31 protein-coding genes and 2 pseudogenes are annotated in these 25,301 nt (G+C 41.5%); 23 read left to right on the forward strand and 10 right to left on the reverse strand.

Going from position 1 to position 25,301, the window contains the following annotated elements; translation table 11 throughout:
• The first annotated feature begins 193 nt into the window (after window positions 1–193).
• From ACSYSN_RS00090 to ACSYSN_RS00145, 12 genes are all read left to right on the forward strand, one after another.
• Window positions 194–847: a hypothetical protein gene (locus tag ACSYSN_RS00090; RefSeq protein ID WP_491712274.1), complete on the forward strand. Its 654-nt coding sequence runs from the start codon at window positions 194–196 to the stop codon at window positions 845–847.
• Between the two features lie 8 nt (window positions 848–855).
• Window positions 856–1,503, forward strand: coding sequence for a hypothetical protein (locus ACSYSN_RS00095; RefSeq protein WP_491712275.1), 648 nt, complete (start codon window positions 856–858; stop codon window positions 1,501–1,503).
• A 406-nt stretch (window positions 1,504–1,909) separates the two neighbouring features.
• Window positions 1,910–2,275: a hypothetical protein gene (locus ACSYSN_RS00100; RefSeq protein WP_491712276.1), complete on the forward strand. Its 366-nt coding sequence runs from the start codon at window positions 1,910–1,912 to the stop codon at window positions 2,273–2,275.
• Between the two features lie 85 nt (window positions 2,276–2,360).
• A complete protein-coding gene (locus tag ACSYSN_RS00105; RefSeq protein WP_491712277.1) occupies window positions 2,361–2,975 on the forward strand; it encodes a hypothetical protein in 615 nt (204 codons plus the stop codon).
• Between the two features lie 215 nt (window positions 2,976–3,190).
• On the forward strand, window positions 3,191–3,778 hold the full coding sequence (locus ACSYSN_RS00110) for a VanZ family protein (RefSeq protein WP_491712278.1): 588 nt from the start codon (window positions 3,191–3,193) through the stop codon (window positions 3,776–3,778).
• Window positions 3,779–3,876: 98 nt separating this feature from the next.
• A complete protein-coding gene (locus ACSYSN_RS00115; RefSeq protein ID WP_491712279.1) occupies window positions 3,877–4,530 on the forward strand; it encodes a hypothetical protein in 654 nt (217 codons plus the stop codon).
• Between the two features lie 734 nt (window positions 4,531–5,264).
• A complete protein-coding gene (locus ACSYSN_RS00120) occupies window positions 5,265–6,038 on the forward strand; it encodes an alpha/beta fold hydrolase (protein ID WP_491712280.1) in 774 nt (257 codons plus the stop codon).
• Between the two features lie 223 nt (window positions 6,039–6,261).
• Complete coding sequence (locus ACSYSN_RS00125; protein WP_491712281.1) at window positions 6,262–7,557, forward strand: PTS sugar transporter subunit IIC; 1,296 nt, start codon at window positions 6,262–6,264, stop codon at window positions 7,555–7,557.
• Window positions 7,558–7,586: 29 nt separating this feature from the next.
• Entirely contained in the window at window positions 7,587–8,300 is a 714-nt protein-coding gene (locus ACSYSN_RS00130) for a MurR/RpiR family transcriptional regulator (protein WP_491712932.1), read from the forward strand.
• A 268-nt stretch (window positions 8,301–8,568) separates the two neighbouring features.
• Window positions 8,569–8,751, forward strand: a complete 183-nt coding sequence (locus ACSYSN_RS00135; protein ID WP_317638276.1) for a helix-turn-helix transcriptional regulator — start codon at window positions 8,569–8,571, stop codon at window positions 8,749–8,751.
• Entirely contained in the window at window positions 8,738–9,199 is a 462-nt protein-coding gene (locus ACSYSN_RS00140) for a hypothetical protein (protein ID WP_491712282.1), read from the forward strand. Before ACSYSN_RS00135 ends, ACSYSN_RS00140 begins: the two co-directional genes overlap by 14 nt.
• Before the next feature lie 85 nt (window positions 9,200–9,284).
• Window positions 9,285–10,133, forward strand: coding sequence for a matrixin family metalloprotease (locus tag ACSYSN_RS00145; protein ID WP_491712283.1), 849 nt, complete (start codon window positions 9,285–9,287; stop codon window positions 10,131–10,133).
• A 125-nt stretch (window positions 10,134–10,258) separates the two neighbouring features.
• On the opposite strand, the gene lepB is transcribed toward ACSYSN_RS00145, so the two are convergent.
• A complete protein-coding gene (gene lepB, locus ACSYSN_RS00150) occupies window positions 10,259–10,861 on the reverse strand; it encodes a signal peptidase I (protein WP_491712284.1) in 603 nt (200 codons plus the stop codon).
• Between the two features lie 152 nt (window positions 10,862–11,013).
• Between lepB and ACSYSN_RS00155 the strand changes: the two genes are divergently transcribed.
• From ACSYSN_RS00155 to ACSYSN_RS00190, 8 genes and pseudogenes are all read left to right on the forward strand, one after another.
• On the forward strand, window positions 11,014–11,628 hold the full coding sequence (locus ACSYSN_RS00155) for a Type 1 glutamine amidotransferase-like domain-containing protein (protein WP_491712285.1): 615 nt from the start codon (window positions 11,014–11,016) through the stop codon (window positions 11,626–11,628).
• A 75-nt stretch (window positions 11,629–11,703) separates the two neighbouring features.
• Window positions 11,704–11,874 (forward strand): DUF3923 family protein, encoded by a 171-nt coding sequence (locus ACSYSN_RS00160; RefSeq protein ID WP_491712933.1) that lies wholly within the window; start codon window positions 11,704–11,706, stop codon window positions 11,872–11,874.
• 153 nt (window positions 11,875–12,027) lie between these two features.
• Window positions 12,028–12,456, forward strand: coding sequence for a MerR family transcriptional regulator (locus tag ACSYSN_RS00165; RefSeq protein WP_491712286.1), 429 nt, complete (start codon window positions 12,028–12,030; stop codon window positions 12,454–12,456).
• Window positions 12,446–12,865 (forward strand): cupin domain-containing protein, encoded by a 420-nt coding sequence (locus ACSYSN_RS00170; RefSeq protein ID WP_491712287.1) that lies wholly within the window; start codon window positions 12,446–12,448, stop codon window positions 12,863–12,865. Before ACSYSN_RS00165 ends, ACSYSN_RS00170 begins: the two co-directional genes overlap by 11 nt.
• Window positions 12,865–13,179, forward strand: coding sequence for a carboxymuconolactone decarboxylase family protein (locus ACSYSN_RS00175; protein ID WP_317637509.1), 315 nt, complete (start codon window positions 12,865–12,867; stop codon window positions 13,177–13,179). Before ACSYSN_RS00170 ends, ACSYSN_RS00175 begins: the two co-directional genes overlap by 1 nt.
• Window positions 13,180–13,478: 299 nt before the next feature.
• Window positions 13,479–13,961: pseudogene (locus ACSYSN_RS00180) on the forward strand (aspartate/glutamate racemase family protein); the annotation flags it as partial.
• Window positions 13,962–14,074: 113 nt separating this feature from the next.
• Window positions 14,075–14,971 (forward strand): ABC transporter ATP-binding protein, encoded by an 897-nt coding sequence (locus tag ACSYSN_RS00185; RefSeq protein WP_491712288.1) that lies wholly within the window; start codon window positions 14,075–14,077, stop codon window positions 14,969–14,971.
• Window positions 14,964–16,205 carry an ABC transporter permease gene (locus ACSYSN_RS00190; RefSeq protein ID WP_491712934.1) on the forward strand — a complete coding sequence of 414 codons (1,242 nt, stop codon included), beginning with the start codon at window positions 14,964–14,966 and terminating at the stop codon, window positions 16,203–16,205. Before ACSYSN_RS00185 ends, ACSYSN_RS00190 begins: the two co-directional genes overlap by 8 nt.
• A gap of 273 nt (window positions 16,206–16,478) precedes the next feature.
• Here the strand turns inward: ACSYSN_RS00190 and ACSYSN_RS00195 are convergent, their stop codons facing one another.
• The 3 genes from ACSYSN_RS00195 to ACSYSN_RS00205 form a co-directional block, all read right to left on the reverse strand.
• On the reverse strand, window positions 16,479–17,162 hold the full coding sequence (locus ACSYSN_RS00195) for a carboxymuconolactone decarboxylase family protein (protein WP_491712289.1): 684 nt from the start codon (window positions 17,160–17,162) through the stop codon (window positions 16,479–16,481).
• Window positions 17,163–17,205: 43 nt separating this feature from the next.
• Entirely contained in the window at window positions 17,206–18,096 is an 891-nt protein-coding gene (locus ACSYSN_RS00200) for a LysR family transcriptional regulator (protein ID WP_491712290.1), read from the reverse strand.
• A 156-nt stretch (window positions 18,097–18,252) separates the two neighbouring features.
• Window positions 18,253–18,993, reverse strand: a complete 741-nt coding sequence (locus ACSYSN_RS00205) for an SDR family oxidoreductase (RefSeq protein ID WP_491712291.1) — start codon at window positions 18,991–18,993, stop codon at window positions 18,253–18,255.
• A gap of 77 nt (window positions 18,994–19,070) precedes the next feature.
• Between ACSYSN_RS00205 and ACSYSN_RS00210 the strand changes: the two genes are divergently transcribed.
• Window positions 19,071–19,424 carry a MerR family transcriptional regulator gene (locus ACSYSN_RS00210; RefSeq protein WP_491712292.1) on the forward strand — a complete coding sequence of 118 codons (354 nt, stop codon included), beginning with the start codon at window positions 19,071–19,073 and terminating at the stop codon, window positions 19,422–19,424.
• Window positions 19,425–19,427: 3 nt separating this feature from the next.
• Here ACSYSN_RS00210 and ACSYSN_RS00215 read toward each other — a convergent pair whose 3' ends face one another.
• The 5 genes from ACSYSN_RS00215 to ACSYSN_RS00235 all read right to left on the reverse strand — a co-directional run bounded on the left by ACSYSN_RS00215 (window position 19,428) and on the right by ACSYSN_RS00235 (window position 23,302).
• Complete coding sequence (locus ACSYSN_RS00215) at window positions 19,428–20,288, reverse strand: alpha/beta hydrolase (RefSeq protein WP_491712293.1); 861 nt, start codon at window positions 20,286–20,288, stop codon at window positions 19,428–19,430.
• 119 nt (window positions 20,289–20,407) lie between these two features.
• Entirely contained in the window at window positions 20,408–20,923 is a 516-nt protein-coding gene (locus ACSYSN_RS00220; protein ID WP_317637522.1) for a cyclophilin-like fold protein, read from the reverse strand.
• A gap of 168 nt (window positions 20,924–21,091) precedes the next feature.
• Window positions 21,092–21,799 carry a zinc-binding dehydrogenase gene (locus ACSYSN_RS00225; RefSeq protein ID WP_491712294.1) on the reverse strand — a complete coding sequence of 236 codons (708 nt, stop codon included), beginning with the start codon at window positions 21,797–21,799 and terminating at the stop codon, window positions 21,092–21,094.
• A gap of 21 nt (window positions 21,800–21,820) precedes the next feature.
• Window positions 21,821–22,642: an SDR family oxidoreductase gene (locus tag ACSYSN_RS00230; protein ID WP_491712295.1), complete on the reverse strand. Its 822-nt coding sequence runs from the start codon at window positions 22,640–22,642 to the stop codon at window positions 21,821–21,823.
• A 15-nt stretch (window positions 22,643–22,657) separates the two neighbouring features.
• Window positions 22,658–23,302: an NAD(P)H-binding protein gene (locus ACSYSN_RS00235; protein ID WP_491712296.1), complete on the reverse strand. Its 645-nt coding sequence runs from the start codon at window positions 23,300–23,302 to the stop codon at window positions 22,658–22,660.
• 184 nt (window positions 23,303–23,486) lie between these two features.
• Between ACSYSN_RS00235 and ACSYSN_RS00240 the strand changes: the two genes are divergently transcribed.
• On the forward strand, window positions 23,487–23,909 hold the full coding sequence (locus ACSYSN_RS00240) for a MerR family transcriptional regulator (RefSeq protein ID WP_491712297.1): 423 nt from the start codon (window positions 23,487–23,489) through the stop codon (window positions 23,907–23,909).
• Between the two features lie 112 nt (window positions 23,910–24,021).
• Window positions 24,022–24,884, forward strand: a pseudogene (locus ACSYSN_RS00245) (NAD(P)-dependent oxidoreductase).
• 88 nt (window positions 24,885–24,972) lie between these two features.
• Here the strand turns inward: ACSYSN_RS00245 and ACSYSN_RS00250 are convergent.
• A complete protein-coding gene (locus tag ACSYSN_RS00250) occupies window positions 24,973–25,158 on the reverse strand; it encodes a hypothetical protein (RefSeq protein ID WP_491712298.1) in 186 nt (61 codons plus the stop codon).
• Between the last annotated feature and the right edge of the window lie 143 nt (window positions 25,159–25,301).

The raw sequence follows: 25,301 nt of genomic DNA on the forward strand, positions 1-25,301 counted from the left end.
GATAGGCTTTTTTGTCATTAAGAATATTCAGATAGTAGAATAGAAGTTGTTATGGCTGACATAATGCCAGCTTTTCTGCGCAAAGTGAGTAAAATTTTAAGAATTTTATATTAATGATTGACGGTTGCTCTTCTAGATGATAAGCTTATATTGCTACTTTTAAAATAACAATAATTAAAAGGATGAGACTAGCATGAAGAAGAACAAGATGATTAAATTCGGTTTAGCTTTAGTTGCAAAAATTTTATTCTTGGTTGGTGGAGTATCACCAGCCTTGGCTGCCAAAAACAACTCAAGCAATATTGAATGGCGGTCAATTAAATGTCCCGTTATCGGGATAAGAAATTTCCGCACGAGTTATTCAGGTAAGACCCACAAAATTACCTTTAGTGGTGCTGCTTCAGGATGTAAGGATTTAATGATTAAGTATGACGGGAAGACAGTCAAAGAAATAAAATTTAAGAAGGATGGTCAAAAATTCAAAGTAACCATTCCGTTCAAAGGCTACAAAACCTTTAAATTTTATGGCGATAACCATTTGGTAAGAACTGCTTCTGCTACGCAATATGCGACAAAAAAACCGAAAATCGATTCATATAATCAAACAAATAAATATTTGAAAGTAGGATTAATAGGCAAAAAAGGCGACATTGTGACGATTTGGCAGGATGGCAAGGCTGCCAAACGCAGCCGTATGTTCGACAGATATGGTACGACAGTGAAGGTAGCTAATTCTGTGTTCGAAAATAATGCCAAAGTTACAATTACTAACCACACTCCAGGGAAGAAAACGAGCAAGGGCGTAGAGCTGCACAAGCTTGAAAATGGTGTATCAATCGACAGGTAAAAGTATATATGATTAATAAAACAAAAAAGACGAAGACAATGATGAAGAAGAACAAGTTAATCAAATACAGCTTAGGCTTAGTGGCGACAATTTTATTCGTGGTTAGCGGAATTCCACCAGCTTTGGCTGCTAATAGCAACACAAATACTAATGCCGTCAATTACAGTTATTCAGGTAAAACCCACAAAATCACCTTTAGTGGGAATGCAACAGGCTTTAAAAATTTGACAGTTAAGTATGACGGTAAGGCAGTCAAAGCGGCTAAGATCAAAGGAAACGGCAAGTTTAAAGTAACCGTGCCTTTTAAAGGCTACAAGACCTTCAAATTATATGGTGACAAGCAATTGCTTAAAACCATTTCAGCAAAGAAATATGCGACTAAGAAGCCAAATGTTTATCATCTAGACCAAATGGATAACTATCTGAGAGTCGGGCTAAATGCCAAAAAAGGTGATATTGTCAAAATTTGGAAAAACGGCAAGCCGATTAAGCGCATTCGTATAACTACTGCGTCTACTACATATACGAAAGTAGCAAATACAGAATTTGAAAATAATGCTAAAGTCATGGTAACCAGACATACTCTTGGAAAGAAAACGAGTAAAGGTGTCGAGTTAGGAAGACTACCAGATAATAAAGGAGTTATTATAAATTAAATAGCTATATGAGGCTTAAGAATTATGTGACATAAAAAGAGCTATCATAGATGTCACAAAAATTGCCACACACTTTTTGGAATTTAATCTATGTAAAAGCTGTTCTAGCAAGAGAAGCTACAATGAGACTACACGCTTCTAGTAAAATTTTTAAGTCTGTTATCCAGGTTCAGAAGAATTTGGATAGCAGACTTTTTGGTTGCAGTTGTTTCGTCATCGGCAGAATCATATTTACTTAAACATGATTTAATCAATAAAAATTATTTAAATGATATATTGAAGAAAGTATGGTATATAGTTCTAATTAAATGGTGGGGGTTTAATATTAACTATATGATAATTATATTAATTAAAAATATTGATTATTTGAGCCGGAATAATTATAATCTTAAAAAAGGAGAATATATTGAATAAAAAATCAGTTTTTAGATCAAATATAGTTTTTTTAATTTTTATTTTTATATTATGGTTTTTGATATCTGAATCATATGTACCACTTGAGACAAAATATCAAATTGTTCAAATTATAAAGAAACAAGATATAAAAGAGATAGATAGAATCACGACAAATAAAAAAACAAAAAATTTTTTGATAGGTCTTAAGAATAATGGAAATCATATAGAAGTTGCTGGATTTCAGGGAGGTTCAAAAGAAGTTGGATATTATCCGACGAATATAAATGGTAAAAACGTAGGTGTATATACCAAAAAAGTAAATTTTATTTGGTGGAAAATTGAGAAAATAGAATATTTTAATAAAGAAGAAAAATAAATAAATTAGCGAAAAGAGTTTATCGTTTCAAGGTAGATTAGTTCTATTTTGAAATTTAAATATTATATATGAGAGGGTATACATTATGAAGAAGAACAAGTTAATCAAATACGGCTTAGGCTTAGTGACGACAATTTTATTCGTGGTTAGCGGAATTTCACCAGCTTTGGCTGCTAAGGGCAACACAAATACTAATGCCGTCAATTACAGCTATTCAGGTAAAAACCACAAAATTACCTTTAGCGGTAATGCAGCTGGCTTTAAGAATTTGACGGTTAAGTATGACGGCAAGACAGTCAAAGCGACTAAAATAAAGAGAAACGGCCAGTTTAAAGTAACCGTGCCGTTTAAAGGCTACAAGACTTTCAAATTATATGGTAACAAGCAATTACTTAAAACCATTTCGGCAAAGAAATATGCAACAAAAAATCCAAATGTTAATTTTCGAGCTCAGACTGACAAAGAACAAAAGATTCGATTCTATGTTAAAAAAGGCGATATTGTGACAATCTGGAAGAATGGCAAGGAGATTCAACGCCGTCGTGTAGTTAAATCAGATTATGTAAAAATGAAGATAGCAAATACTAACTTTGAAGACAATGCTAAGGTAATAGTTACCAGACATACGCCAGGAAAGAAAACGAGTAAAGGCGTAAAGCTAGAAAAAATGGAAGAAAATACAGGAGTTATTAGAGGTTAACAAACTAGGGTAATATTGTTAGCTTTTAATACCACTAAAAAACAATCGAAAGATTTTTAAGTCTGTTATTCGAGTTTAGAAGAACTTGGATAGCAGGCTTTTTGGTTGCAGTCAAAACGTTGTCCGTTGGTCTTATAGCAATGCCATGGACAAAACATTATAAGCTGGGTTGCTATAGTAAGCGTTTAGTTGTAATTTTATGATAGGAGAAAATAATGGTTTATATTTCGGAGAAATGGTATATGGCTGATCTTATTCTTAATGGAAGTATCATTTTACCACTGCTTTTGATTATGCTTATCAAACAAGTTAGAAAAGGAAAGTTCAATTGGAAAAGAAGCCTGTTAACTATACTTTTCTTGGGTTATTTGTGGTTTTTATTAGACTTGACAATATTTCCAATTTCAATATTTCCGCTTGATGCTGCACCTGTTAAGTTAGGATTTGGTAAGCAGATGCTTATGAATTGGAATTTCAATGAATTAAAAGCATACGGGCCCATCCAGATTGTCGGAAATCCTATTATGTTGGCTCCATTGTCATTTTTTGCGGCAGTCTTTAAAGAAAAATATGCCAGGTTTTGGTCCAATGTTGGTTTAATGTTTCTAAGTTCCCTGCTAATCGAGTGTACGCAGCTGCTAATGGGCTTTTTCTATTTAGGTAATCGGATTTTTGACGTTAATGACCTATTGCTAAATACGGTGGGATCCACCCTAGGGTTCTTGCTTTTTAAGTTGTTGGAATTGTTTTTTAAGCAAGCGATAGGAGATGTTCGTATGGTGACTCCTTCCAGTCAGAGCTAGGCAGAGGTTCATAATAATATTGACGCGAATTTTCTGGCATGATAAGCTTATAATGTTAGTCTTAAAATAACAATAATTCAAAAATAATGGAGAATAGCATGAAGCAGAACAAGATGATTAAATTCAATATCGGAGCAATGGCAGCTATTTTATTGCTAGTTAGCGGTGTGTCGCCTGCCTTAGCTGTTAAACATAGGCCTAGCCTGCGTAATGATTATGTTAGTATTATGATGGGTATTAAGCGGCTTAACTATAGTTACTCCAGTAAAACGCATAAAATCACCTTTAGTGGAATAGCTGATGGTTATGACAAGCTAACGATTAAGTATGATGATAAAACCGTCAAAAAGATCAAATTCAAGGATAATACCAACAAGTTCAAAGTGACGATACCATTCAAGGGTTATAAGACTTTTAAATTATATGGTGACGATGAATTATTAGGCAAAACCGTTTCGGCTGCACAATATGCCTCTAAGGCGCCAGCCATAGAACTTGACCGTGATACCGAGCAATATCTATACTTTGATGTCAGGGCTAAAAAGGGTGATCTTATTACTATCTGGAGAAATGGTAAGCCAATTAAGCGCCGGCATGTAAATAAATCAGGTTATGCATCCATGAAAGTCGCCAATACTAAGTTTGTTGGCAAGGCTAAGGTAATGGTTACTAAGCACAGTCCTGGTAAGAAAACAAGCAAGGGTGTAGAACTGAGGAAGAAGCCTGCAAGTTCAGAAATCAATGATAACTAAAACTGGCAACAAGGATAAACACTAGATAAAACAGTGTAGAAATAAAAAGGCGGGCATAGGTCCGTCTTTTTTAGTGACAAAAATTAAAATTAATTATAATATTGACAATGAAATTTTAATATAATATCATTATATCTAAAGTTGATTATTATATAGTTAATTATTGCCTCTTCGAGAAGGGATGTGCACACGCCGATGAATTTAAATAAAGCTTTTAAAGTTGGTAGTAGTCTATATTTGCTTTTATTTTTGCTTGACTATCTTATTGAGCTATTTAGTATTAGCAGTTCTACTGTAAAGACCACTTTATTAGGGTTAAAGATAACGATGAAGATGAGCCCAGCTACGCTAGATACGGTCTTTTCGTTAACCTGGCAAGTATTACTTACCTATTTAATTTTTATGATCATTTTCTTCACTATTACTTATCTCTTCCAAAAGACGAAAAGGAAACGTGTCATGCCGTAAGCAGCAGTGGCGTTTAAGTCTGTTATTCAAGCTCCAATCGGAGCCTGAATAACGGGCTTTTTGTTTGAGAAAAAATTTGATATTTGCTGAATGGTTTAGCGCGCCGGGTGATTCGAAAATGCGGCTAGCGCTGAGCTTTTTGCGTAAGGGTAGTTTAGCAGGTGAACATCTTGGGCTTGATCTTGGGCTTTCTACTCATGAACTGGTAAACTTATTGTTTGAGCAAAAAAGCTAGAATTTGTGTGCTGACAAGATGAGGAGCAATTATGGAAAAAGCTTATTTAAATACTTCAATTGGTAAAATCGAATACACGATAAGGTCAGGTAATCCGCTGATTGTTTTTTTGAATAGCTTTGGCAGTTTTGATACTGCGCAGAGTTTTTCGCGAGTGATCAAGGAATTGCCCGAGCACTTTGGTATATTTGCCCCTGATTATTTAAATACCGGCTTTAGTGGCAAGTCAACCGCACCCTACACCCTGTCTAATGAAGCGGCTGAACTTGCCAAAATAATTAATGGACTTAATGCTGAAGCGGTGATTGTGGTGGCACACAGCATTGGCGGTGTTTATGCCCTTCAGATGAGTAAACAAATTGACCGTCTGCGTGCCTTCGTTGGAATTGAGCCAACGACACGGGAAATTTTTCTGAATCCGCCACAAGAAGCGGCTTACCTTAAAAAGGAGCGGGAAGCAGAAGATAGCGAGGAAATTATTTATTGCAAAATAACGGACCTGTTTTCAGCGGAAGAAGCTGAGGAATTTTGGCAAACTACCGCTGAAAATAGTGATAAGTTTGACGAAACAGCTAACCAAAATGCTGTAAATGCGATGCAAATGGACCGATTTTGGCAGGATAGTAATCGACTGGATGATAATATTCCAGCAATCATTGTCACAGAGAGTTACCGCCAAGAAGAGTATGAGCGGTCAGAGTATTTCAACCACAATGCTGGTTCTAAGGTAGTTGCATTGGGTTCATTTCACTATATTCAGTGGGAGTACCCCGAAGAAATCCGCAAGCTCATCGTTAGTTTATAGGTGAGGGTTGCAGGAACGGTAAGAAGCTTGTTAATATCCTAGAATTGAAGTGCCTCATCATAATTAGACCGTCTGCTAATTATGGTGGGGCATTTTTGCTTAGGTTTCAGTACTGACGCTTACTGCCCAATAATTACCGGGCTTTCATGAAACAAAATGCTAATATTAAAATGCAAGCGATTGCAGCTAACTGCAATTATCAAAATATAGTAGGAGTGTTTATATGGCAAAGGAAAACAGTTTTCTTACCGAGAAGCTCGTTCCGTTTTTTAATAAGGTTTCCAGTGCTAAGCACATGGTAGCGTTACGTGACGGAATGACTGCAGCGGTTCCAATGATTATTATCGGTTCGATTTTTATGATCATTGGTCAATTCCCAGTCCAGGGGTATCTGGACTTTATGGCTCATCTTTTTGGGCCTAACTGGTCCAATGTGGTGCAGTATATCACCAATGCCTCATTCAACATCATGGGGCTGGTAGCGGTAGCCGGTATCTCTTATAGTATGGCTAAAAATTACAAGGGGATAGATCCCTTTTCAGCGATGATTGTGTCGATAGCAGCTTTCATCCTAACCATTCCAATGCAAGTAGGAAAAGATGGCGGCTTATTAATCCCCTTGAAGCAGTTTGATTCATCGGGTTTGTTTACCGCACTGTTAGTTGGGCTGTTTGTGACCGATTTGTATGTTTGGCTCATGCACAAAAACTTAGTTTTTAAGATGCCAGACACGGTGCCACCAGCTGTTAGCAACTCTTTTGCAGCGCTTTTTCCAGGGGCAATCTCACTGTTTGTGGTGTGGTTAATTAGAATCGGTGTTGAAGCAACACCGATGAAGAGTATCCCTAACGTCATTACCTTCTTCTTGCAAGCACCGATGAGTAAGGTAACCAATACCTTGGGTGGTGCGATTGTAATTGAGTTGGTAATATGTGTGCTGTGGTTCTTTGGAATCCATGGTGCTAACGCAATTTCGGGTATTATTGACCCGGTATTGTACACCGCGTTGGCAGCTAACGCCACAGCTTTTAAAGCACATGAGGCGCTGCCTAATATTATTACCAAAACCTTCTTTGACAACTTTGTCCGGATTGGTGGTTGTGGTGCTACCTTGGGCTTTGTTATTCTGATGACTTTCTTTGCTAAAGATAAGGAAATGAAGGCCTTGGGAAAATTATCAATTGCTCCATCGATCTTCAATATTAACGAGCCAGTTGTGTTCGGGGTGCCGATTGTTTTAAACTATCAAATCATTATTCCATTTATTTTAGCGCCCATGGCTAACATTATTGCAACGTATATTGCCATGAAGATGGGGTGGGGTGCCAAAACTATCGGAATTTACCCACCGTGGACGACTCCGCCAATCCTTTCCGGAATTATTTCTACGGGTCATATCTCAGGTGGTATAATGCAATTGTTTAACATTGTAATGGATACGTTGATTTACTTCGGCTTCTTTAAGAGCATGGATCGTGCTAAACTAAAGGCAGAACAGGAAGCAGAAAAAGCAGCGTAAAATTATCATGCTGGACCGGGGAATAAGTGATGCAAGCAAGGCAGAAATTAACGGCAACACAGTTACGGATCTATAATTACATTGTCGCTAACAAAGAACAGGTTAAGGAAATCACCTTACGCAAGTTAGCCAGTGTTTTACAGGTCTCACCAGCGTCAATTGTCCGTACTCTGCAGGCCTTGGGTTATGAGCATTACTATCATTTACAAAATCAAATTAAAGAGGAACTTAGTCGAAATAAGGTAGTTGATGATATTACCTACCAGGCCCAGTATTACTTCTCGCAGGAATTCTTGGCTGATTACGATGCTAAAATTGTGCGCTTTAAGAAAATTGCCGTAAAAACTAACGACTTCGTCTTCTTTGGCATTGGCACGTCAGGTGACTTATGTGATTATGGCGCTCGGCAGTTTGTTAATAATGGACGTAACGCATTTGCAATTGATGATCCATATTATCCGGTTGAATTAAGCCGCGATTCCTATCAGGGTAAAACAGTAATTGTTTTATCCGTTAGTGGTGAAGGGCAACCAACCATTGATCAAGTGAAGCATTTTCGTAAGTTAGGCGCAACGATTGTCAGTATTACTAACAATGAGGACAACACAATTGCCGGTTTATCGGACTTGAACTTTGCTTATCATTTAGAATTTAAGATTGTTGGTCAAACCATCAACTTAACTACGCAAGTTCCGGTTGTCTACCTGCTTGAGCGCTTATCACGAGCGTTGCAAGCCAAATAAGTAGCATTAATCTAGCCCCGGTTGAGCTCTAAAAAATTAAAACTAACCAAAAATTCACTAAGTCTGTTATTCAGCTTCAAGAGAGCTTGAATAACAGACTTTTTGCTTGCGGTTAAATGAGTAAAGGTGGTCAAACTTAACCAATGAATATAAAAAACTTGCTTTTAAAAATTTTTTAAGTAAAATATGAAACAAACTACATGAAGCATACTTCAGTAAATGCGGAGGTGGGATTATTAACAATCTGGTTAAAAAGCAGCGAACTGAGCTGGGCTGGACACAGCGCGAACTCGCTGAAAAGGCTGGCGTAACGGAGCGCACCATCATTTCGGTCGAACAGGGTAAGTATAAGCCCTCAATTCTTCTGGCCTATAAGTTGGCGCAAGTTTTTGCGACTGATATTGAAACGTTGTTTTGTTTAAAGGAGTACTTCGAAAATGACGAAGAATAGAAAGAGAAAATTAAGATATTATGCCGAAACCGTATTCTTTATGATCTGTACTGGAAGTCAGGTATTTATGCTCAGTCAGCACCTACTCAGGCACTTTGGTTGGGAATATATTGTTAAGGACCTAGTTTGGCTTGTTTTGTGTCTGGTGGTGACTGTGGGGACCTACTATAATGCCAAAGACGTGGGCACCAGTGAGGACCTTGATGCTGATGAGCGCTACAAGTACTTGAGCATGAAGACTGATCAGCAAGTACTCAAAATTATCAATGTGCTGTTATTCGTTCTAGGTTACGGTTTCCTGATGTGGAGTGTCATTTTATACCAACAGGCGGGGCGGGCTGAATTGAAGTTCATCCTGCTGGCGATCGGGATAGTGCTAGTAACGCTTTGGAATTTGGTAATTATTGCTGAAATAGTGCTCTTTTTCGTTAATGACTGCCGCAATTAAGGGCGCAGCACCTTAAAGAGAGTGTAAGCATTTATTTTATTAGTTATTTACGTTATAGTATTTACATAGCAAAAGAAGGGGATGCATGATGAAGATTAAGTTCAAAAAAACGCTAAAAATAATTATCGCTGTTTTGTCATTAATTACGGTAACGGTAAGCACGGCGCCTACGGTAGTCAGTCCGGCCAAGACTCAGGCAAAAACAAGTCATGCCAAGGTCCACAAGCACAAGAAGGCAAAAAAGAAAAAAGCTAGCTACCTGGTAGTTAAAACGGTTAAAGACTTTAAGCCGGGTTACAAATACACTTATAGCTTTAAGAAGAATGCCTATATTGGGCATAAAATCAAAAATTACCGTCCGGTTAACCAAGTACCTAAAGTTCAAAAGGCCAATTCTAATTATCCAGTTCCGACGGTCAAAAAGTTCACTGCCAAGCTCTTAAATAAGTATCATGTTAAGGGCTTTCGTTGGCCGCAGACCAAGATTACTTACAATGATAGTGCATTAAGTGTTAAACAACAGCAACTAACCGCGGTAGCGATTAAACAAATCAACAAATTAAAAATTGTGAAATTGACTAGGAGCACCGGTAAAGCCAATATTACCTTTGAACTAGGAACTACTACGGAAAATAAGTTGGGTTCCACTGAAGTTGAGTATGCCTATAAATATAAAAATATCGGCTTGATCGATCAAGCCGATATCACGATCTATAATGGCAATATTACTGTCAATAGTAACTATGACCTGTTATTCAATTATGTTGTTTTACATGAAGTGGGTCATGCATTAGGACTAGATCATAATGAATATGATAAGCATGAAATTATGGCGCCAAGTGTAAATGACAGTGAGATTACTACCAATGACAACCTTCACCCCGTTGTTGATCAAGATTATATCAACGCCTTGGCCGTTCTCTATCAAAATTAAAGCGCTAAGCAAGCTACTTTGATAGCGGGTAAAGGCTAACTAAAACAAAACCACTATGCTATTTTTAAAATAGCATAGTGGTTTTTACTAACCAACTTTTTGATGATAACTTCAACTTCAGCAACCTAGAAACCCTGGATTTGGTTAAACGGCCAGTAACGCAACTTAACTTGACCAATTAATTCACTGCGTTTGACGAAGCCAAAGCGCCTTGAGTCACTTGATACATCACGGTGGTCACCCATGACAAAGTAATAGCCCTGGGGAACATGCTTGCGTTTGGTAGAAATCCATGATCCAATATTAAAGTTATTAGTATAAGGGTTGCGGGGATCGGTATGCTTCTTCTTGTAGGAATTGTTCAGAAATGGCTGGGCCATCTTCTTGCCGTTAATGTACATTTGATCGTTTTTAGATTCAACCGTGTCGCCGGGCATGCCGATAATTCGTTTAATATATAAGGCACCAGGATCATTGGCCTTTTTGGGTGCCTTCAAGATAACGATGTCGTTGCGCCGGGGTTCGAAGTTTCGGACAGAAATTAGTCGGTCGCCATCTTCGAAGGTGGGCTGCATGGACGGACCAGATACACTGTCATTGGAAAGAACGAAATTGAATAAGAGGTAGTAACCCCCCAAAATCACGACCATCATGACCACAATATCGAGGATAAATTTGCCTAAGCTTTCCTCTTGTTGGCTGGTTTGCTTTTTTTTTGAATTGGACATCTTGTTTCCCCTTTAACTGAATTACTTACATTATAAATATTTTTTGCACTTTTTGCACAATTTGTGACAAAAATTCTCTTTAAGGACATCAATCAACTTGGTAGATTTACAGGTAATGACGTGTTAGATATAATTTGGAGTGGAGGACAATAATGAAAAAACTATTTTTAACGTCTTATTTTGCCGGAACGGTAAACCAATTTAAGCAGTTTATTAAGACGAACCAGATCAGTGCAAAAGAGGTAACTTTCATTACCACTGCTGGCAACGTTGAAGATTATACTGGTTATATCGATGAGGGACGCCAAGCTCTCCAAGACCTGGGTTATCAAGTAAATGATCTGGATATTGCTAGCACTGCAACCGCAAGTGTAACCCAAGCAATTGCGGCAGCTGAAATACTGTTTATCACTGGAGGTAATACTTTCTATCTTTTGCAAGAATTAAAGCGCCAAGACTTACTAGGACTGATTAGCGCAAGAATTAAGGCCGGTATCCCTTATGTGGGTGAATCTGCTGGTGCAATCGTGATGGCACCGGATATTACCTATAACAAAATGATGGATGATGCCACGGTCGCGCCGGCTTTAACTGATGATCGTGGCTTTGCGTTAACCGATTTCTATACTTTGCCGCACCAGGGCGAGGAGCCCTTTAAGGAAGCGGTCGAAGAAACCATTGCGGCTTATCAAGATCAGTTGAAGCTATTGCCCATCAATAATAGCCAAGCGATTATGGTTAATGGTGACAGTTATCAAATTATTTAGGCAGCCATAACCATTAGATAATAATAGGGGGATAATACGGTGAAGCAGAATAGGTGGCAGATTGTAAATGCTGTAATGGTGATTATTTTTGCAATTTTGGCCCTAGTAATTTGGTTTAGGAAATATGACGGAAGTGGAGCTGTTAATACCATAGGAGTCAAACTGAGCTCGTTGGCGGTACTGGGTATATTCTTGCTTTTGGTTCTAGTAGTGGAGTTAGTGGTCTATTGGCTGACGAAGAAATAGGCTAAGCGAAGGCGAAGTTAATTTAAAAATGACTAATAAAAACAGCGCGCCGCAGGGTGCGTTTTTTAGATGATTTTTTTGCAAAAAACTCTTGACTTAGAGTTAACTATAAAGAATATGCTTAGTAATAATCTTGAAAGGGGATAAAGCAGGATGGTGCAGGAATATAAAATTAGTGAATTCTCTCATTTAGTTGGGCTTTCTCCATATACGCTGCGGTACTACGAGAGTGAAAACTTAATCATACCCCACCGTTATGACAATGGTCAGCGCTATTACACTGATCATGACATCCGGTGGGTAGGTTTCTTGTTGCACCTGAAGGGATGCGGCATGAGTATGAATGAGATTAAGGAATACGTCACCTTGCGTAGCCAAGGGGATGAGACGATCCCCCAACGGAAGGCGCTGTTGCAAAAGGTTAAGGCGAACAGCCTGTCTAAGATAGCAGAAATGCAGTTTCACCTGAAAATTTTATCTCACAAGATTGATTGGTATGATGGTAAGCTAAACAATCGCGATGAGGGCGACTTTGCCGCATATCTGAGTAGATTTGAGGAGGAAGACAAAAATGAAAAATGAAGAAGTTAAGCAGGGGATTATTTTCCCATTTGGTCAGGAAAATGTGGCCTATGCAGAGGATTTTATTGGTAAAAGCTATCTGGCAAGCCTGGTAAATGATCCCGAACTTAATATTGGCGTTAGCAACGTGACCTTTGAACCAGGTTGCCGCAATAATTGGCATCAGCACCACGAGGGCTTTCAAATTTTGTTAGTTACCGGTGGTGAGGGCTGGTATCAAGAATTTGGCCAGTCAGCGCGTTTGTTGCATCCAGGGGATGTGGTGGTTGTGCACAATGATGTGAAACACTGGCACGGAGCAACCAAGGATAGTTGGTTCTCTCACCTGGCTATTACAGCTGGCACACCAGTATGGCTTGAACCGGTGGTAGATGACGAATACGAAAAGGTTGAACAAGGAGCAGAATAATGAAAAAACAAACAGCCGGTCGCGATAATTTGGGTGATTTTGCCCCAAAATTTGCGGAATTAAACGATGATGTGCTATTTGGGGAAGTTTGGGCGCGTGAAGATAAGCTATCTGCTCGCGACCGTAGTCTAATTACGGTTGCAAGCTTGATGACGCAAGGTGTGCCCCAACTTGAGGCTCACCTAAAGATTGCCAAGACCAACGGTGTCACCAAGGAAGAAATAGTGGAGTTGATTACTCACCTAGCTTTTTATACTGGCTGGCCCAAAGCTTGGTCAGCGATGAATTATGCTAAGGAAATTTTTGGAGACTAGCAAGTTCTGCGTTAGTTAGTGGTACTAGCTCGGGCAAACATTATTAGAGAAGGCAGAGTTCATTTAATATTTAAACGACAATAAAGTTCCAATAGCGCTCAACTGATTATGAAAGTCTGTTATTCCCAAAAAGGAAGAACAGGCTTTTTAACTGCTCAATGAAAAACCCGTTTCCAGTTTTAGGAAAACGGGTTTTAGCTATTGATCCAACTCGGCTGTCATATTAATTGTGCCTGGTTTTTGGAGTTTTTATTTGTGGTGATTTGTGTGTTATGATTTCATAAAAATCATCAATAGGATTGAAAAGGAGTCTTGCTGATTATATTGTGATCTGTACGAATACCATGCATAAAATTGTTGATCAAATTCAAGCCCAAGTCAAAATTCCCATTCTCCACATTGCTGATGTAACTGCTCAAGCATTAAAAAGGCAAAAGATTGATCGAGTCGGTCTGCTGGGAACTAAATTTACAATGGAAAAAGATTTTTACAAAAGGCGGCTGATCGAGCAAGGGATTGAGGTCGTCATACCTGATCATGATAAATGTGAAAAAATCAGCGCAATAATTTATGATGAACTGTGTCTCGGTCAAATTAAGGAAGATTCAAAGCAATTTTATCTTAAAGTAGTTGACGAATTGCACCAACAAGGAGCCCAAGGCGTAATTCTGGGCTGTACCGAAATTGGTGAATTAATCCAGCAAAAAGATACCACAGTTCCTTTGTTTGATACCACGCGTCTTCATGCCGTTAAAGCAGCAGAGCTGGCAATTGATAAATAGAAGTTAAAAAACCAGCTGTAATGGCTGGTTTTTTGCTGTTAAGAAAAGATTAGCCTTGCATTAAACAGTAAGGTATAATTGGTCTATCTTGTATATTATTTAGGAGGACGGCAATGCTGCAAGTAGAACATTTAAGCAAGGACTTTGGGGCCGTGCATGCACTTCAAGATGTCAACTTTACCATTCAGCCCGGGCAGATCATGGGCCTAATTGGCCAAAATGGTGCGGGTAAAACGACGACCTTTCACAGTATCTTAAACTTTCTTCATTATGCTGGGCAAATAACTTGGGAGGATGCTCCCATCACCGAGTCCACTTTCAATTCGATTGGCTACCTACCGGAAGAGCGGAGCCTGATGCCAAAGATGACCATCGAGGAGCAAATCGTCTACTTGGCCCAACTGAAAGGCTGTAGGGGCAAGGAGATTCGGGGACAGATTGATTCCTGGCTTGAGCGCTTCGAAGTTAAGGGCAAGAAGAGTGACAAGATTAAAACCCTGTCCAAGGGTAACCAACAAAAAGTCCAGCTGATCTGTACCTTAATCCACCAGCCCAAGCTGATTATTTTGGACGAGCCCTTTAGCGGCCTTGACCCAGTCAACACCGACGTGCTCAAGCGCGCAATTGCCGAGGTCAAGGACCAGCAGGCGGCCATTATCTTTTCTAGTCATGATATGACTAATGTTGAAGAGATTTGTGATACCTTGACCATGCTCAAAGATGGCCAAGTAGTCTTGAACGGTGACCTGGAAACGGTTCGTGATTCCTTTGGTAAAACCGAGATCTATGTTAAGACAGCTAAGACCCGGGCAGAGCTGGCCGAGCTCCCACATGTGCAAGCGGTCGAGCAGCAACAAGCTAACCGCTACCTGCTGCGCCTTGACGATGAAGCTAAGGGCGCTGAAGTCTTCCAGGCGGTCACTGAGGGTCAGTATATCGAGGAATTTAGGCAGCAACCACCAACCTTAGACGAGATTTTTAGGATGAAAGCTGGTGAAAAAAATGAATAAGCTGTGGATTGTTACTTTTCAAACATATTGGCGCCAGGTCAAGTCCTGGTCCTTTGTAACGCTAGTCTTTATGCCCTTTATTTTCATTGGTGTGTCGATTCTCTTTGGGTTGGTCGGTGGTAACTCAGCCGACTCTACTAATTCGGACCAACAAATTGCCGTAATTAGTCAGAACGCCCAATTACGGCAAAGTTTCATCAAGTCGAATAAGAACTTGGTTGACGCTGATATTAAGACCGCAACAGCTGCCCATAAAAAGCTGGCTAGCCAAGACATTGACGGTTATCTGGTGCTCAAGCTTGAGCACCACCAGCTACAAGCCACCTACCACGGAGCTGGGAGTGTTGATGATGAGCTCAAGGCCAAGGTAATGAACTATGCACAAAAGTTGCAGGGACAAATCAACCTGCAACGGGCCAGCCTAACTCCGCAGCAAGCGCAGGCATTAGCCCAAAAGCCGCGCTACCAAGAAATTCAGCAGCAGGCTCACAGCAAAGGTGATAACAAGCTAGCACAATATATTTCACTTGTTGTGCTAGTATTCATGAGTTACATGATTCTGCTCTTGTATAGCAGTGTGACTGCCCAGGAGATTGCTGCCGAAAAGGGTAGCAAGATCATGGAAATCATCTTTTCGAGTACAACGGCTGCCAAGTATTTCTTCGGTAAGATTCTGGGCATCTTCGGCGTTATCCTGACGCAAGTGGCCATCTACATTCTGGGCGGCGCGGCCATATATCAGTGGGCGCTGCATGCCAGCCAGACCGCACCCTTCATGCATGATAACCAGCATCTTATTAATGAAGTATTGGGCAATCTGCTTAATGTCAATCTGCTGTTTGTCATCTTGGGCGTGGTTATCTACATCATCCTGGCAGCCTTTTCCGGCGCTTTGGTTGCTAAAGTGGAAGACTCTTCCAAGGCAGCCTCCTGGATTAGCTTCCTCGTGATGCTGGCCTTCATTGTCACCTTCATGTTCATCAATCAGCCAGACCAGCTTTTAGCCCAAATCATGTCCTATGTACCGCTCTTTTCATCCTTTGTGATGCCGCTCCGGATTATTAGTGGTCATGTTGGTACACTGGAAATTAGTATCTCGCTAGCTATCTTGGTAATCAGCGAACTGGCTCTAATGGTCTACATTAGTAAGATTTATCAAGGCCTGATTCTGCAAACCGAAGAAACTAGTATTTGGAAGCGGCTAAAGCGAGGTTTGTCATATAGTAAGGCATAAAAAGTTCTGAAACACTATCCGTTTCAGAACTTTTTGCTTGGAGTGGTTGCCTTTGGCGATAGCTTCATCATCAAAAATGTCGATGATGCAAGTGGTAATCTTGAGCTAGGTTACAGCCCCCTCTATTCTGCTGGTTGGCCATTATTCCGGTCGTCTGCCTGGTCTTTTTTGTACTCATCTACCAATTATGGCGCCTGTCTCTAAAAAAATACCAAAGTACTGGAAGCTAAAAATGCAGTAGTCATTTGACTACTGCATTTTTGTCAACCAAAGTTATTTGCTTTGGCTGGCTGCTTGATGGATAACCTGCACACTGTTGATGACCAGGGGAAAGCCAATGTAAGGTAGCAACTGGATGGTCGCCCAAACCAGCTCGCTTTCACTGTTACCAGCCCTCAGACTGCCTCGCGCGTGGGCCTTGATCTGAAAGTCAACGTTTAAGGTGATGAGGGCGAGCAATTCATAGCGTTCGCGGTCACGCACGTCTAAGCGGCTACGGTTATAAAAGTCATTGAAGAAATGGTTGGTCAGTGCCTGGGGAACAAAGTCGCCTGCTCCGTCAGGCAAGTCTTTTAATAAGTTCTTGATTTCAGTACCATATAAGTCTGCTTGAACACTGGCACCGTAATTCTCATCTGCATTAGTAGCGCTCGGGCTGGGGCTGAGTTGATGCTTAGTCAAAACCGCTTGAATTGCCGGTAGTGCCTGTTGCACCTTAAGGGTTCCGGCAACTGGAGTTAGCTGGTAGACCACCTCCAGTAAGATCTCCGGCTCAATGCCAGCAGCCAAGCAGGTTTCAACTTGGTCAGCGAGTGCTGTAGTTATTCCCTGGGTAATACTTGCAATTATCGGAATCAGTACCCGATCTTTGTGCAAGTGGCTAGCACAATTAGTGTTCACATCAGCCAAAAATGATTTGATTAAGTCATGATATTGCATTTCAATTTTTGTAGTCAAAATAAAACCTACTTTCATAATAAGATAGTCATTGCAATCGATGCTAAACCGATCTGCTAGTAAAGAGGGTGTCCTTAAGTCGTTTGATGAATAGTTCAGCAACCGGTGATAGGCTGACTTCTTGCTTCCAAGCTACCTTGACGGACTGGCCCAATGCAGGGGCCAAGTGCTTGAAAACTAGCCCGGATTCCTGCGACGTATCAGCCAGATTGTCCAAGGCGAACATTAGCGCAGCATGATTTTTGACCATCATTGTACCATTGAAGTAGAGGTTATAGGTACCAATGAAGTTGACACAGGAGGAATAATTGCCGAGCCAATTCTGGAAAACTTGTAAGGTTTGGGCTTGCTGGGAGTTGAGGATTGACCGACAAACTAGGTCTTGTGGCCCAATTGTACTCTTCTGGGCTAATGGATCATCAGTGCGCATTAAGACACCCCAATCGTCTTTTTGAGGCAGGGTAAGAGAGGCGTAGTTATTGAGGGGCACATCACCAATGATAATAGCGAAGTCGGCGTCACCGCTATTTAATTTCTGTGTCGTGTAGTGGTAATCGCCACTGAGCAAGTGGATTTTTACGGTAGGATGGTCTTTGATAATACTGCTGATAACATTCATAACGGGCTGCATGCCGCTGCTTTCGCCTGCGGCAATAGTCAAATCGCCGCTGACAAAGGAAGTTGATTGCAGGTCATTCTTGGTTTTAGCGGTTAGTCCGAGAATTTTCTGGGCTTGTCCTAACAAATATTGGCCATCGGGGGTTAGGGTTAAATGCCGCGTCTTGCGGTTAAATAATTTGACCCCTAGTTCAGTCTCAAGGTCAGAGATTTGCCTTGATAGGGCAGGCTGGGAAATCAACAATTTAGTGGCAGCGCGGGTCATGTTTTCCTCTTGGGCAACCGCTACAAAATAATTTAAAACTCTTAGTTCCATAATATTTTTATAATTCCTGTCTACATTTTAGCTGATAGATGGATATGACTAGTATATGTGAGCTTGCAACGCCGCTTGATTCCACGTGAAACAATTATTGAGTGACCATACCGGAAAAGCACCTGGCTCTTTTTCAGGGTAACAGGTGCTAGATAACTAAATTCCTTGGCCAGTTGGTCTGACGAGAATTTCGTTGATGTCAACGCCTTCTGGTTGGTCCATCATAAAGATGGCAGCACGGGCAACGTCTTCAGCAGCCAAAGAACCGTTTGGTGCCTGGTTAGAACGCTCATAGAGATCTCTAATTTGATCGTCTTCGGTCGTTGACAGCAGGTTAGTGCGAACCGCGCCAGGCGAAATAATCCCAGTCTTAATCCCGTTATTGTGTTCTTCCTGACGCAAGCCCTCCATGATGGCCCGGACGGCAAACTTGCTACCATTATAGACAGCAGATCCAGGATAGAGGACGTGTCCCGCCACCGAATCTGTTGCCATAATAAGCCCGTGTCCCTGTTCTTTCATGAGCGGCAAAGCTACTGCAATCCCGTTTAAGCCCCCCATCACGTTAATATTCAACATCTTTTGCCAGCTGGAAGTTTTGGCCTCGATGAGGTTGCCCTGAGGCATAATTCCCGCATTGTTGTACAACACGTCAAGGCAGCCAAAATTAGTAATTGCCAGGTTGATGAGGGCCTTGACTTGGTCCGGTTGGGTCACATCGGTTACCTGGTACAAGATATTTTCACTTTGAGTCGCTGCTACGACCTTTTGCAGGTCAGCTTCTTTGCGAGCACCAATGACTACCTTGGCACCAGCTTCAACTGCCAGTTTAGCAGTAGCTGCACCCATCCCGGAAGAGCCACCAGTAATCACAATTACCTTGTTTGTTAAACTCATTTAAAAGTTCCTCCTTTTTTGCTATAGTTAAACTGTAAAACTTAAAGTTAAGGTTAAGTCAATAAAATGGAGGAAAAATGAAAATTTCTGAAGTAGCAGAAAAAGTTGAGTTGACACCGGTAACTTTGCGATACTATGAAAAAGTTGGCTTGTTGCCAAATGTCAAAAGAAAAAATGGTGTACGCTACTATGCTGAAAGTGACTTGGAATGGATTAATTTTATTAAATGTATGCGCCAAGTAAAGATTCCGGTTAAGGACTTGGTCGTTTATACCGAGCTCTTGCAGCAGGGTACTGATACCAAGCCGCTTAGACGACAAATTCTCGTTGACGAATTACACCGTCTAGAGGAAGATAAGCGGACTATCCAACAATCCATCGAGCGTTTGAAAGCTAAAATCGACCTGTACGATCAGGGCAAGATTAAGTAAGTTCTACTTGGACCAAAGGAACTTAATCAGTACGCGATCAACTTGTTCATTTTCATGTAGCTTACTGTGTTGAGCATTAGGACCATGAAATTCTTTTTCTTGGTAAGAGCGAGCCCGTGAACCAACTAGGTAGCGCAGCGTCCGGGACGAATTAACAGGTACATCACCGTCGCTGCCTTTACCAGTATCGCCGTAAATATTTAATACGCGAGCATTGCGGGGAAAGTTCTGCCGCAAGCTCAGCAGTCGCCGGTAACTGCTGCTCATTTTTTGCGGGGAACCATTCTGATTAACTTTTAATGATGAGTTCGGCTCGCGAACAAGGCCATTATAGTGGCCAGCGATTGCTACTAGCTTGTTGAGCTTAGGCATTTTGCTGGTACCGAGGTTGTTGCGCAAGTAATAGATAATTTGCAAGTTACCCATTGAGTGTCCAACCAAGTTGATTTTTTTGAAGCGATACTTTTTTTGTAGCGCTGTTACGATTGCTTTAACGTAGCGGCTACTCTTGCTATAAGCCTTTCCCGGATCACTTTCGTTGCCAGTAACACTTTTGTTGTTTTCCAGGTTAGCCTCAACGATGGGATTAACAGCGCCTTTTTTAATGGTGCCAATCAACTTTACTTTTCCTGCGGGGCTAACATCGGCCCGAATAACGCTGTTGCTAGCGCCGTGGTTGCGGGCATAACGGACCATACTTTCCTCGGCATGGTAACTGCTGCCCCAACCGTGAACAAAAATAGTTGGTGTATCAATCTGCTTGGCTGAATCTTGGTGAGAGTTATTGATTAGCAGGTAGGATAAGATTACAAGTAGAATCATGGCCGCGAGGCTGGTAATGGTGATTTTGCTTTTTTTGGTCATTTTATTTCTCCGATAATTGTTTTTAAGATTGCAAGGTCATTATAGGGCTAATCCCGTTAACGACAAAATACTTGCTCTCAGTTGCTGTTAATAAGTTGGGGTGATAATTAAAGCCAGGGTTATAAAGCCAGTTTGACCGTCACATCTTTTTTACCCAGGATATTTTTTAAGTCGCTTTGACTGCTATTTATAATTCTGGCAATCTTGGTCAAACTCCAAGAATTGTGATCGTAATAAAGAGATAATTGGTTGCCCTGGTAAAGCGTAATGTCTCCTGGTTTGGTGGTCATTTGCTCGTTGTTTTGTGGTAAAGACCAGGGTAAATCGCCGACTTTTTCGAAATTGCCAAAATCGTGAAATCTCAGCGTTAGGCTTTTCTTTTGCAATTTTTGGCTTAGTGCCTTGGCAGAGGAATTATCTGCCAACTTAGCAGTTAGAACTGTTTTACCAACTTTGATTTTTAAATACTGATTCATTTTTTTGGAGGACCTCTTGTTCTTTTTCACCTTTTTGGCGAGTGAAATGTCGCTGAACGGTGAATTTTTATTATTTTGAGGTAAGGTGCCAAAGACCCTCACCCCGATAACTATTACCATAAATGTAGCGATGAAAAGCGCTACTTTTTTCTTTGTCATGAAGTATACCTCCTCGTTAAGTGATTAATTTTTGGGTTGAATAAAAATATAGACCTTATAGTTAAGGTTAAGTCAACTATAAAGTGAAAAATATTATTCAAAAAGTGTAAGAGAAAAGCCTGAATCTGCTAGAGCTAATCTAAGAAGGTCCGGGCTTTGTTTAGTTAATTATTCACTCACAATGATTAGGGATTTGATAGCTTCACGGTGATCCATTGCCTCATAAGCAGCTTGGATTTGGTCTAGTGTGAAACGCTTGGTAAAAACCTTGCCGGGATGGATCTTTCCCTGGAGGACCGCATCTAGTAAAACCTTACGGTCAATGCTGGTTACAGGTGCAATGCCGCCCCGCAGACCGTTGTTTTTCCAGAAGAGGTTATTGGTGTTCATTTCGGCTTTTTGCGGGACTCCAACGCGGCCGATTACTGCTCCAGGGCGGCCAACTTGTACCGCGGTTGCAACTGACTGCTCCGTGCCAACGCACTCTAAGACAGCGTCGGCACCATTCCCATCAGTTAGGGCCAGGACCCGGTCGACCGCGTCCTGACCTCTTTCGGGCACAATGTCAGTTGCACCAAATTCTCGTGCTAACTGCTGCCGGTCTTCATGGCGACTCATTGCAATAATCCGCTTGGCGCCGAGCAGTTTGGCGGCAATAACGCCGCACAGACCGACCGCTTCTACGATGCCAATGGCTTCATGACCCACAGCGTTATTATGGGGACGCTGGGAGATACCACGGTACCACCACAGATCAGAGCCGCAGACGCAGGTGCGGATGATTTTGATAATTGCGTCTGTGTCAGTTTCAATTTGGGGTTGGGGATATTCCTGCAGGGTGATTTTCCCTGGTTCACTAAAAGTTGCTGTTTTCATGATTTTTGCTCCTTATGCTATTTACTTATCACCGTAATAAAATGCGGCAGTGGCACCGCCGTCGATTAAGAAGGTTGACCCGGTAATGAAGGCACCCTGCGGACTCATCAATAGTTGGGCGACGTTGGCAACTTCATCGGCTGCTCCAGGCCGGCCAGCCGGTGATTTAGCAAACATTTCTTTGTAAAAGTCACCCCGGATGCCATTGAATTCGTCTAGCGCTAGGGGAGTGACAATAATTCCGGGAGCAATAGCGTTGAGTCTCGCCCCACGTTTAGCCCAACTCAAGGCTTCAGCCATTACCCGCTTTTCATTGCAGCGCTTAGCCAGTTGATAGGCTTGCAGCGTATCTTTGATGTGCTCTTCTTGTAAAAGATCGAGCTTTAATAGTTCTTGGGTTGGGGTCAATGCCAATTGCTGGTCTTGCTCTGAGGTCAGCGCCGGCATGCGGTGACCGGATTGGCTGGTAATGGTCACGCCCACACCGCCAGCAGCGATGACCTGCCCTACTTCTTCCAGCAATACTGCTGTCCCATAGAGGTCAACATTTAAAATGGCTACGATTGAGGCTTGGCTAGGTGATAGGCCGGCGCCGTTAATCAGAGTTGTAATTGGGCCATACTTTTGCCCGGTGGCAATCATCTTTTTAATAGATTCACGGGAAGATAGGTCCATCTCTACCGGTTCAACGTCAAAGCCGGCTTCCTGCATAACGCGTCCAATTGTTTGCGCGTTATGCAAACTTTTGTCGCCCAAAATAATTTTCTGGTCAGCGCCCATTCGCCGGGCAATTGCCAGACTGATCTGACCGGCACCAACAACTAACATAACTGGTTTATTCATTATTATTTCTCCTGTTTAATAAATGGGCCGTTTTTCGCCCTGGGTATCGGGATCAGCGATACCAATACTTTCATTAACAAACAGGCTGGGGTTGGCAATGATCTGCAAAACCACATCGGCCATGCTTTGGCGCGATCCGGAAACACCAAAATATGGTTGGTCGCTTGTGGTAATAGTGTATTTAACTTCTGACCGGTCATTGAGCCACGGCAGCCGCAGGGTGGTATATTTGAGCCCAGAATTAGCTAGTAGCTGGTCGGAATGGATAGCCTCCTGCAAACCAGGTAGTACTTGCTTATAATTCCAGCGCCCAAACTCACCGCCGACTTCATTGTATATTCCGAGAATATTGGAAAAGATAACCCGCTGGACATCGTGCTTTTTCATAGCTGTTATAACATTCTGGGTAATGGCATTTTCAGGTGTATGGTCAACCATACCCACGAAAACCAGGTCTTGCCCAGCGACAGCTTGCTCAACGTCATGTGTATTGGTCAGATCAACTTCTAAAACGCGAGCCTGATCTTGCAAATCAATCAGCCGGCGCCTGTTGCGTAGACCCAAAGTCAAGTGCACCGCTTTGAACTTGGGGTCCTGCAAAATGCGCTGTCCGACTAACTGGGCAATTTGTCCGTTGGCTGCTAAAATTAATAAATTCATTATTTGCCTCCTGTTTTTTAAGATTGTATTTATCTTAGCCCATTAGCCCAACTATAAGGCAAGCAGAAAATATAAGAAGCTATTTTCTTTGTTTGACAGTATTAGTTAGCTTTAAAAAAGTCGTTGCTTTCGAGTAACTTTATACTGTACTATAAAGATAAATTTAAAGAAGGGGAAAGAGCCAATGAAATATAATGTGCAGGAAGCAGCTGATAAAATGGGCTTAACGCCATACGCACTGCGTTACTACGATAACAATGGAATGTTGCCTTATGTGAAACGCGATGAAAATAATAATCGAATCTTTGATGATGTTGATCTCGAATGGGTTCAAATCATTATTTGCTTACGTGAAACGGGGATGCCGTTAAAGAAGATTCAACACTATCTGCAGTTAGTTACTCAGGGAGAACAGACGGTTCCCGAACGCTATCAGATTATGTTAGAACAACAGCAGCAAACGTTAAGAGAAATCACTGAGCTTAACCAACATTTGATGACGATCAATAAAAAGGTGGCCCACTATGCAGATATCCTAATTAACCCTAAACAGGATTCTTACGTGCCCTCTAATATAAAAACTAAGGCCGCTAAGACCACTACTTAAAACCAACTATAGTAGCGGCGACTTTCTATAATTTGATAATTGCAGTATTGAAACAGTAGTTTGGTGGTATGATGAGCTTATCAGGATAGTATTGCTAAAGGGAGTGATTTTGATGAAAATTGGTTTTATCGGAACAGGCGTGATGGGTAATGCGATTTGCCTAAATTTGCTGAAGGCTCATCACCAATTGTGGATTTATAACTGGACCAAGAGCAAGACGGATAACTTAGTCAAGCAGGGTGCAAGTTGGTGCGCCAGTCCGCAGGCAGTAGTTGAAAAAGCTGACGTAATTTTTACGATGGTGGACTTTCCGGCTGATGTTGAGCAAGTTTACCAGGGTACTGATGGTATTTTGGCGGCCGCGGTCAAGGGAAAGTACCTCGTTGACATGACCACCTCGAAGCCGGCTTTGGCCCAGCAACTATTTGATGCAGGTGAAAAAGTAGGCGCTAATGTCTTGGATGCACCGGTCTCGGGCGGCGACCTGGGGCCAAGAATGGCCCCCTAACTATTATGGTTGGCGGTGATGAAGCGGCATATGAAGATCTGGAACCGGTGTTTAAGGACTTTGGCAAGACGGTGCACTACTTTGGTCCTGCCGGCGCGGGTCAAAACACCAAGATGGCCAATCAGATTATGATTGCTGGCACAATGACGGGGATGACCGAGATGCTGGTTTATGCTGAGAAGGCCGGACTGGATTTGGCGACCGTTTTAGCAACGGTTGGTGCCGGTAGTGCGGCTAACTGGAGTCTGGCTAATTACGGTCCGCGCATTCTTAAAGGGGACTACACGCCCGGCTTCTTTAGCAAGCATTTCTTGAAAGACTTACGCATTGCGTTAGAAACGGCTCAAGAGATGGGGATAGAGTTAGCGGCTACGCAAGAAGCCCAGCGTTTATATGAAATTCTGGTAGATGACCAGGGTCTGGGCGACTTAGGTACGCAGGGGCTGATCAAACTCTGGTGGAAATAACCGTAAATTAACCACAAAAGGAGCGACTTCGATGGAAGTCGCTCCTTTTTGAGTGGCCGGGAAATTTTATTCGGCTGATAGAGCCGGATTAATGTCTAATTAGTGCAAAGGCTAAGCAGCTTATCCCGCCAAGTAGCAGGAGTGGTACCAGCAGGTGAATCAAGAATACCGCCACCAGTCCACAAACTAACAAGAAAAATAGTATTTTAACCAGGCCCAGACCGAGTTTAGCCAGTAGCCAAATAGAACCAAAAATTAATAGTAGTGTCAGCATGCCCAATCACCCCTTCAGTATGTAGTAAGAGCAAGTATAGGATGTTTGGGGTAGAACGAATAGGGAATAGCGGTAAGTTTTAAAAATAATTAATTATCTTGCTCCAAGTTCAAAAATTGATATAATAGTCTTCCACGAAAAAT

This window comes from Lactobacillus sp. ESL1191, assembly GCF_058504435.1.

Bases quoted from the DNA above. Each gene is read 5' to 3' on its own strand.
- ACSYSN_RS00090 (WP_491712274.1), top strand. From the start codon at position 194: ATGAAGAAGAACAAGATGATTAAATTCGGTTTAGCTTTAGTTGCAAAA.
- ACSYSN_RS00095 (WP_491712275.1), top strand. From the start codon at position 856: ATGATTAATAAAACAAAAAAGACGAAGACAATGATGAAGAAGAACAAG.
- ACSYSN_RS00105 (WP_491712277.1), top strand. From the start codon at position 2,361: ATGAAGAAGAACAAGTTAATCAAATACGGCTTAGGCTTAGTGACGACA.
- ACSYSN_RS00110 (WP_491712278.1), top strand. From the start codon at position 3,191: ATGGTTTATATTTCGGAGAAATGGTATATGGCTGATCTTATTCTTAAT.
- ACSYSN_RS00115 (WP_491712279.1), top strand. From the start codon at position 3,877: ATGAAGCAGAACAAGATGATTAAATTCAATATCGGAGCAATGGCAGCT.
- ACSYSN_RS00120 (WP_491712280.1), top strand. From the start codon at position 5,265: ATGGAAAAAGCTTATTTAAATACTTCAATTGGTAAAATCGAATACACG.
- ACSYSN_RS00125 (WP_491712281.1), top strand. From the start codon at position 6,262: ATGGCAAAGGAAAACAGTTTTCTTACCGAGAAGCTCGTTCCGTTTTTT.
- ACSYSN_RS00130 (WP_491712932.1), top strand. From the start codon at position 7,587: ATGCAAGCAAGGCAGAAATTAACGGCAACACAGTTACGGATCTATAAT.
- ACSYSN_RS00140 (WP_491712282.1), top strand. From the start codon at position 8,738: ATGACGAAGAATAGAAAGAGAAAATTAAGATATTATGCCGAAACCGTA.
- ACSYSN_RS00145 (WP_491712283.1), top strand. From the start codon at position 9,285: ATGATGAAGATTAAGTTCAAAAAAACGCTAAAAATAATTATCGCTGTT.
- lepB (WP_491712284.1), bottom strand. From the start codon at position 10,861: ATGTCCAATTCAAAAAAAAAGCAAACCAGCCAACAAGAGGAAAGCTTA.
- ACSYSN_RS00155 (WP_491712285.1), top strand. From the start codon at position 11,014: ATGAAAAAACTATTTTTAACGTCTTATTTTGCCGGAACGGTAAACCAA.
- ACSYSN_RS00160 (WP_491712933.1), top strand. From the start codon at position 11,704: ATGGTGATTATTTTTGCAATTTTGGCCCTAGTAATTTGGTTTAGGAAA.
- ACSYSN_RS00165 (WP_491712286.1), top strand. From the start codon at position 12,028: ATGGTGCAGGAATATAAAATTAGTGAATTCTCTCATTTAGTTGGGCTT.
- ACSYSN_RS00170 (WP_491712287.1), top strand. From the start codon at position 12,446: ATGAAAAATGAAGAAGTTAAGCAGGGGATTATTTTCCCATTTGGTCAG.
- ACSYSN_RS00175 (WP_317637509.1), top strand. From the start codon at position 12,865: ATGAAAAAACAAACAGCCGGTCGCGATAATTTGGGTGATTTTGCCCCA.
- ACSYSN_RS00185 (WP_491712288.1), top strand. From the start codon at position 14,075: ATGCTGCAAGTAGAACATTTAAGCAAGGACTTTGGGGCCGTGCATGCA.
- ACSYSN_RS00190 (WP_491712934.1), top strand. From the start codon at position 14,964: ATGAATAAGCTGTGGATTGTTACTTTTCAAACATATTGGCGCCAGGTC.
- ACSYSN_RS00200 (WP_491712290.1), bottom strand. From the start codon at position 18,096: ATGGAACTAAGAGTTTTAAATTATTTTGTAGCGGTTGCCCAAGAGGAA.
- ACSYSN_RS00205 (WP_491712291.1), bottom strand. From the start codon at position 18,993: ATGAGTTTAACAAACAAGGTAATTGTGATTACTGGTGGCTCTTCCGGG.
- ACSYSN_RS00210 (WP_491712292.1), top strand. From the start codon at position 19,071: ATGAAAATTTCTGAAGTAGCAGAAAAAGTTGAGTTGACACCGGTAACT.
- ACSYSN_RS00215 (WP_491712293.1), bottom strand. From the start codon at position 20,288: ATGACCAAAAAAAGCAAAATCACCATTACCAGCCTCGCGGCCATGATT.
- ACSYSN_RS00220 (WP_317637522.1), bottom strand. From the start codon at position 20,923: ATGACAAAGAAAAAAGTAGCGCTTTTCATCGCTACATTTATGGTAATA.
- ACSYSN_RS00225 (WP_491712294.1), bottom strand. From the start codon at position 21,799: ATGAAAACAGCAACTTTTAGTGAACCAGGGAAAATCACCCTGCAGGAA.
- ACSYSN_RS00230 (WP_491712295.1), bottom strand. From the start codon at position 22,642: ATGAATAAACCAGTTATGTTAGTTGTTGGTGCCGGTCAGATCAGTCTG.
- ACSYSN_RS00235 (WP_491712296.1), bottom strand. From the start codon at position 23,302: ATGAATTTATTAATTTTAGCAGCCAACGGACAAATTGCCCAGTTAGTC.
- ACSYSN_RS00240 (WP_491712297.1), top strand. From the start codon at position 23,487: ATGAAATATAATGTGCAGGAAGCAGCTGATAAAATGGGCTTAACGCCA.
- ACSYSN_RS00250 (WP_491712298.1), bottom strand. From the start codon at position 25,158: ATGCTGACACTACTATTAATTTTTGGTTCTATTTGGCTACTGGCTAAA.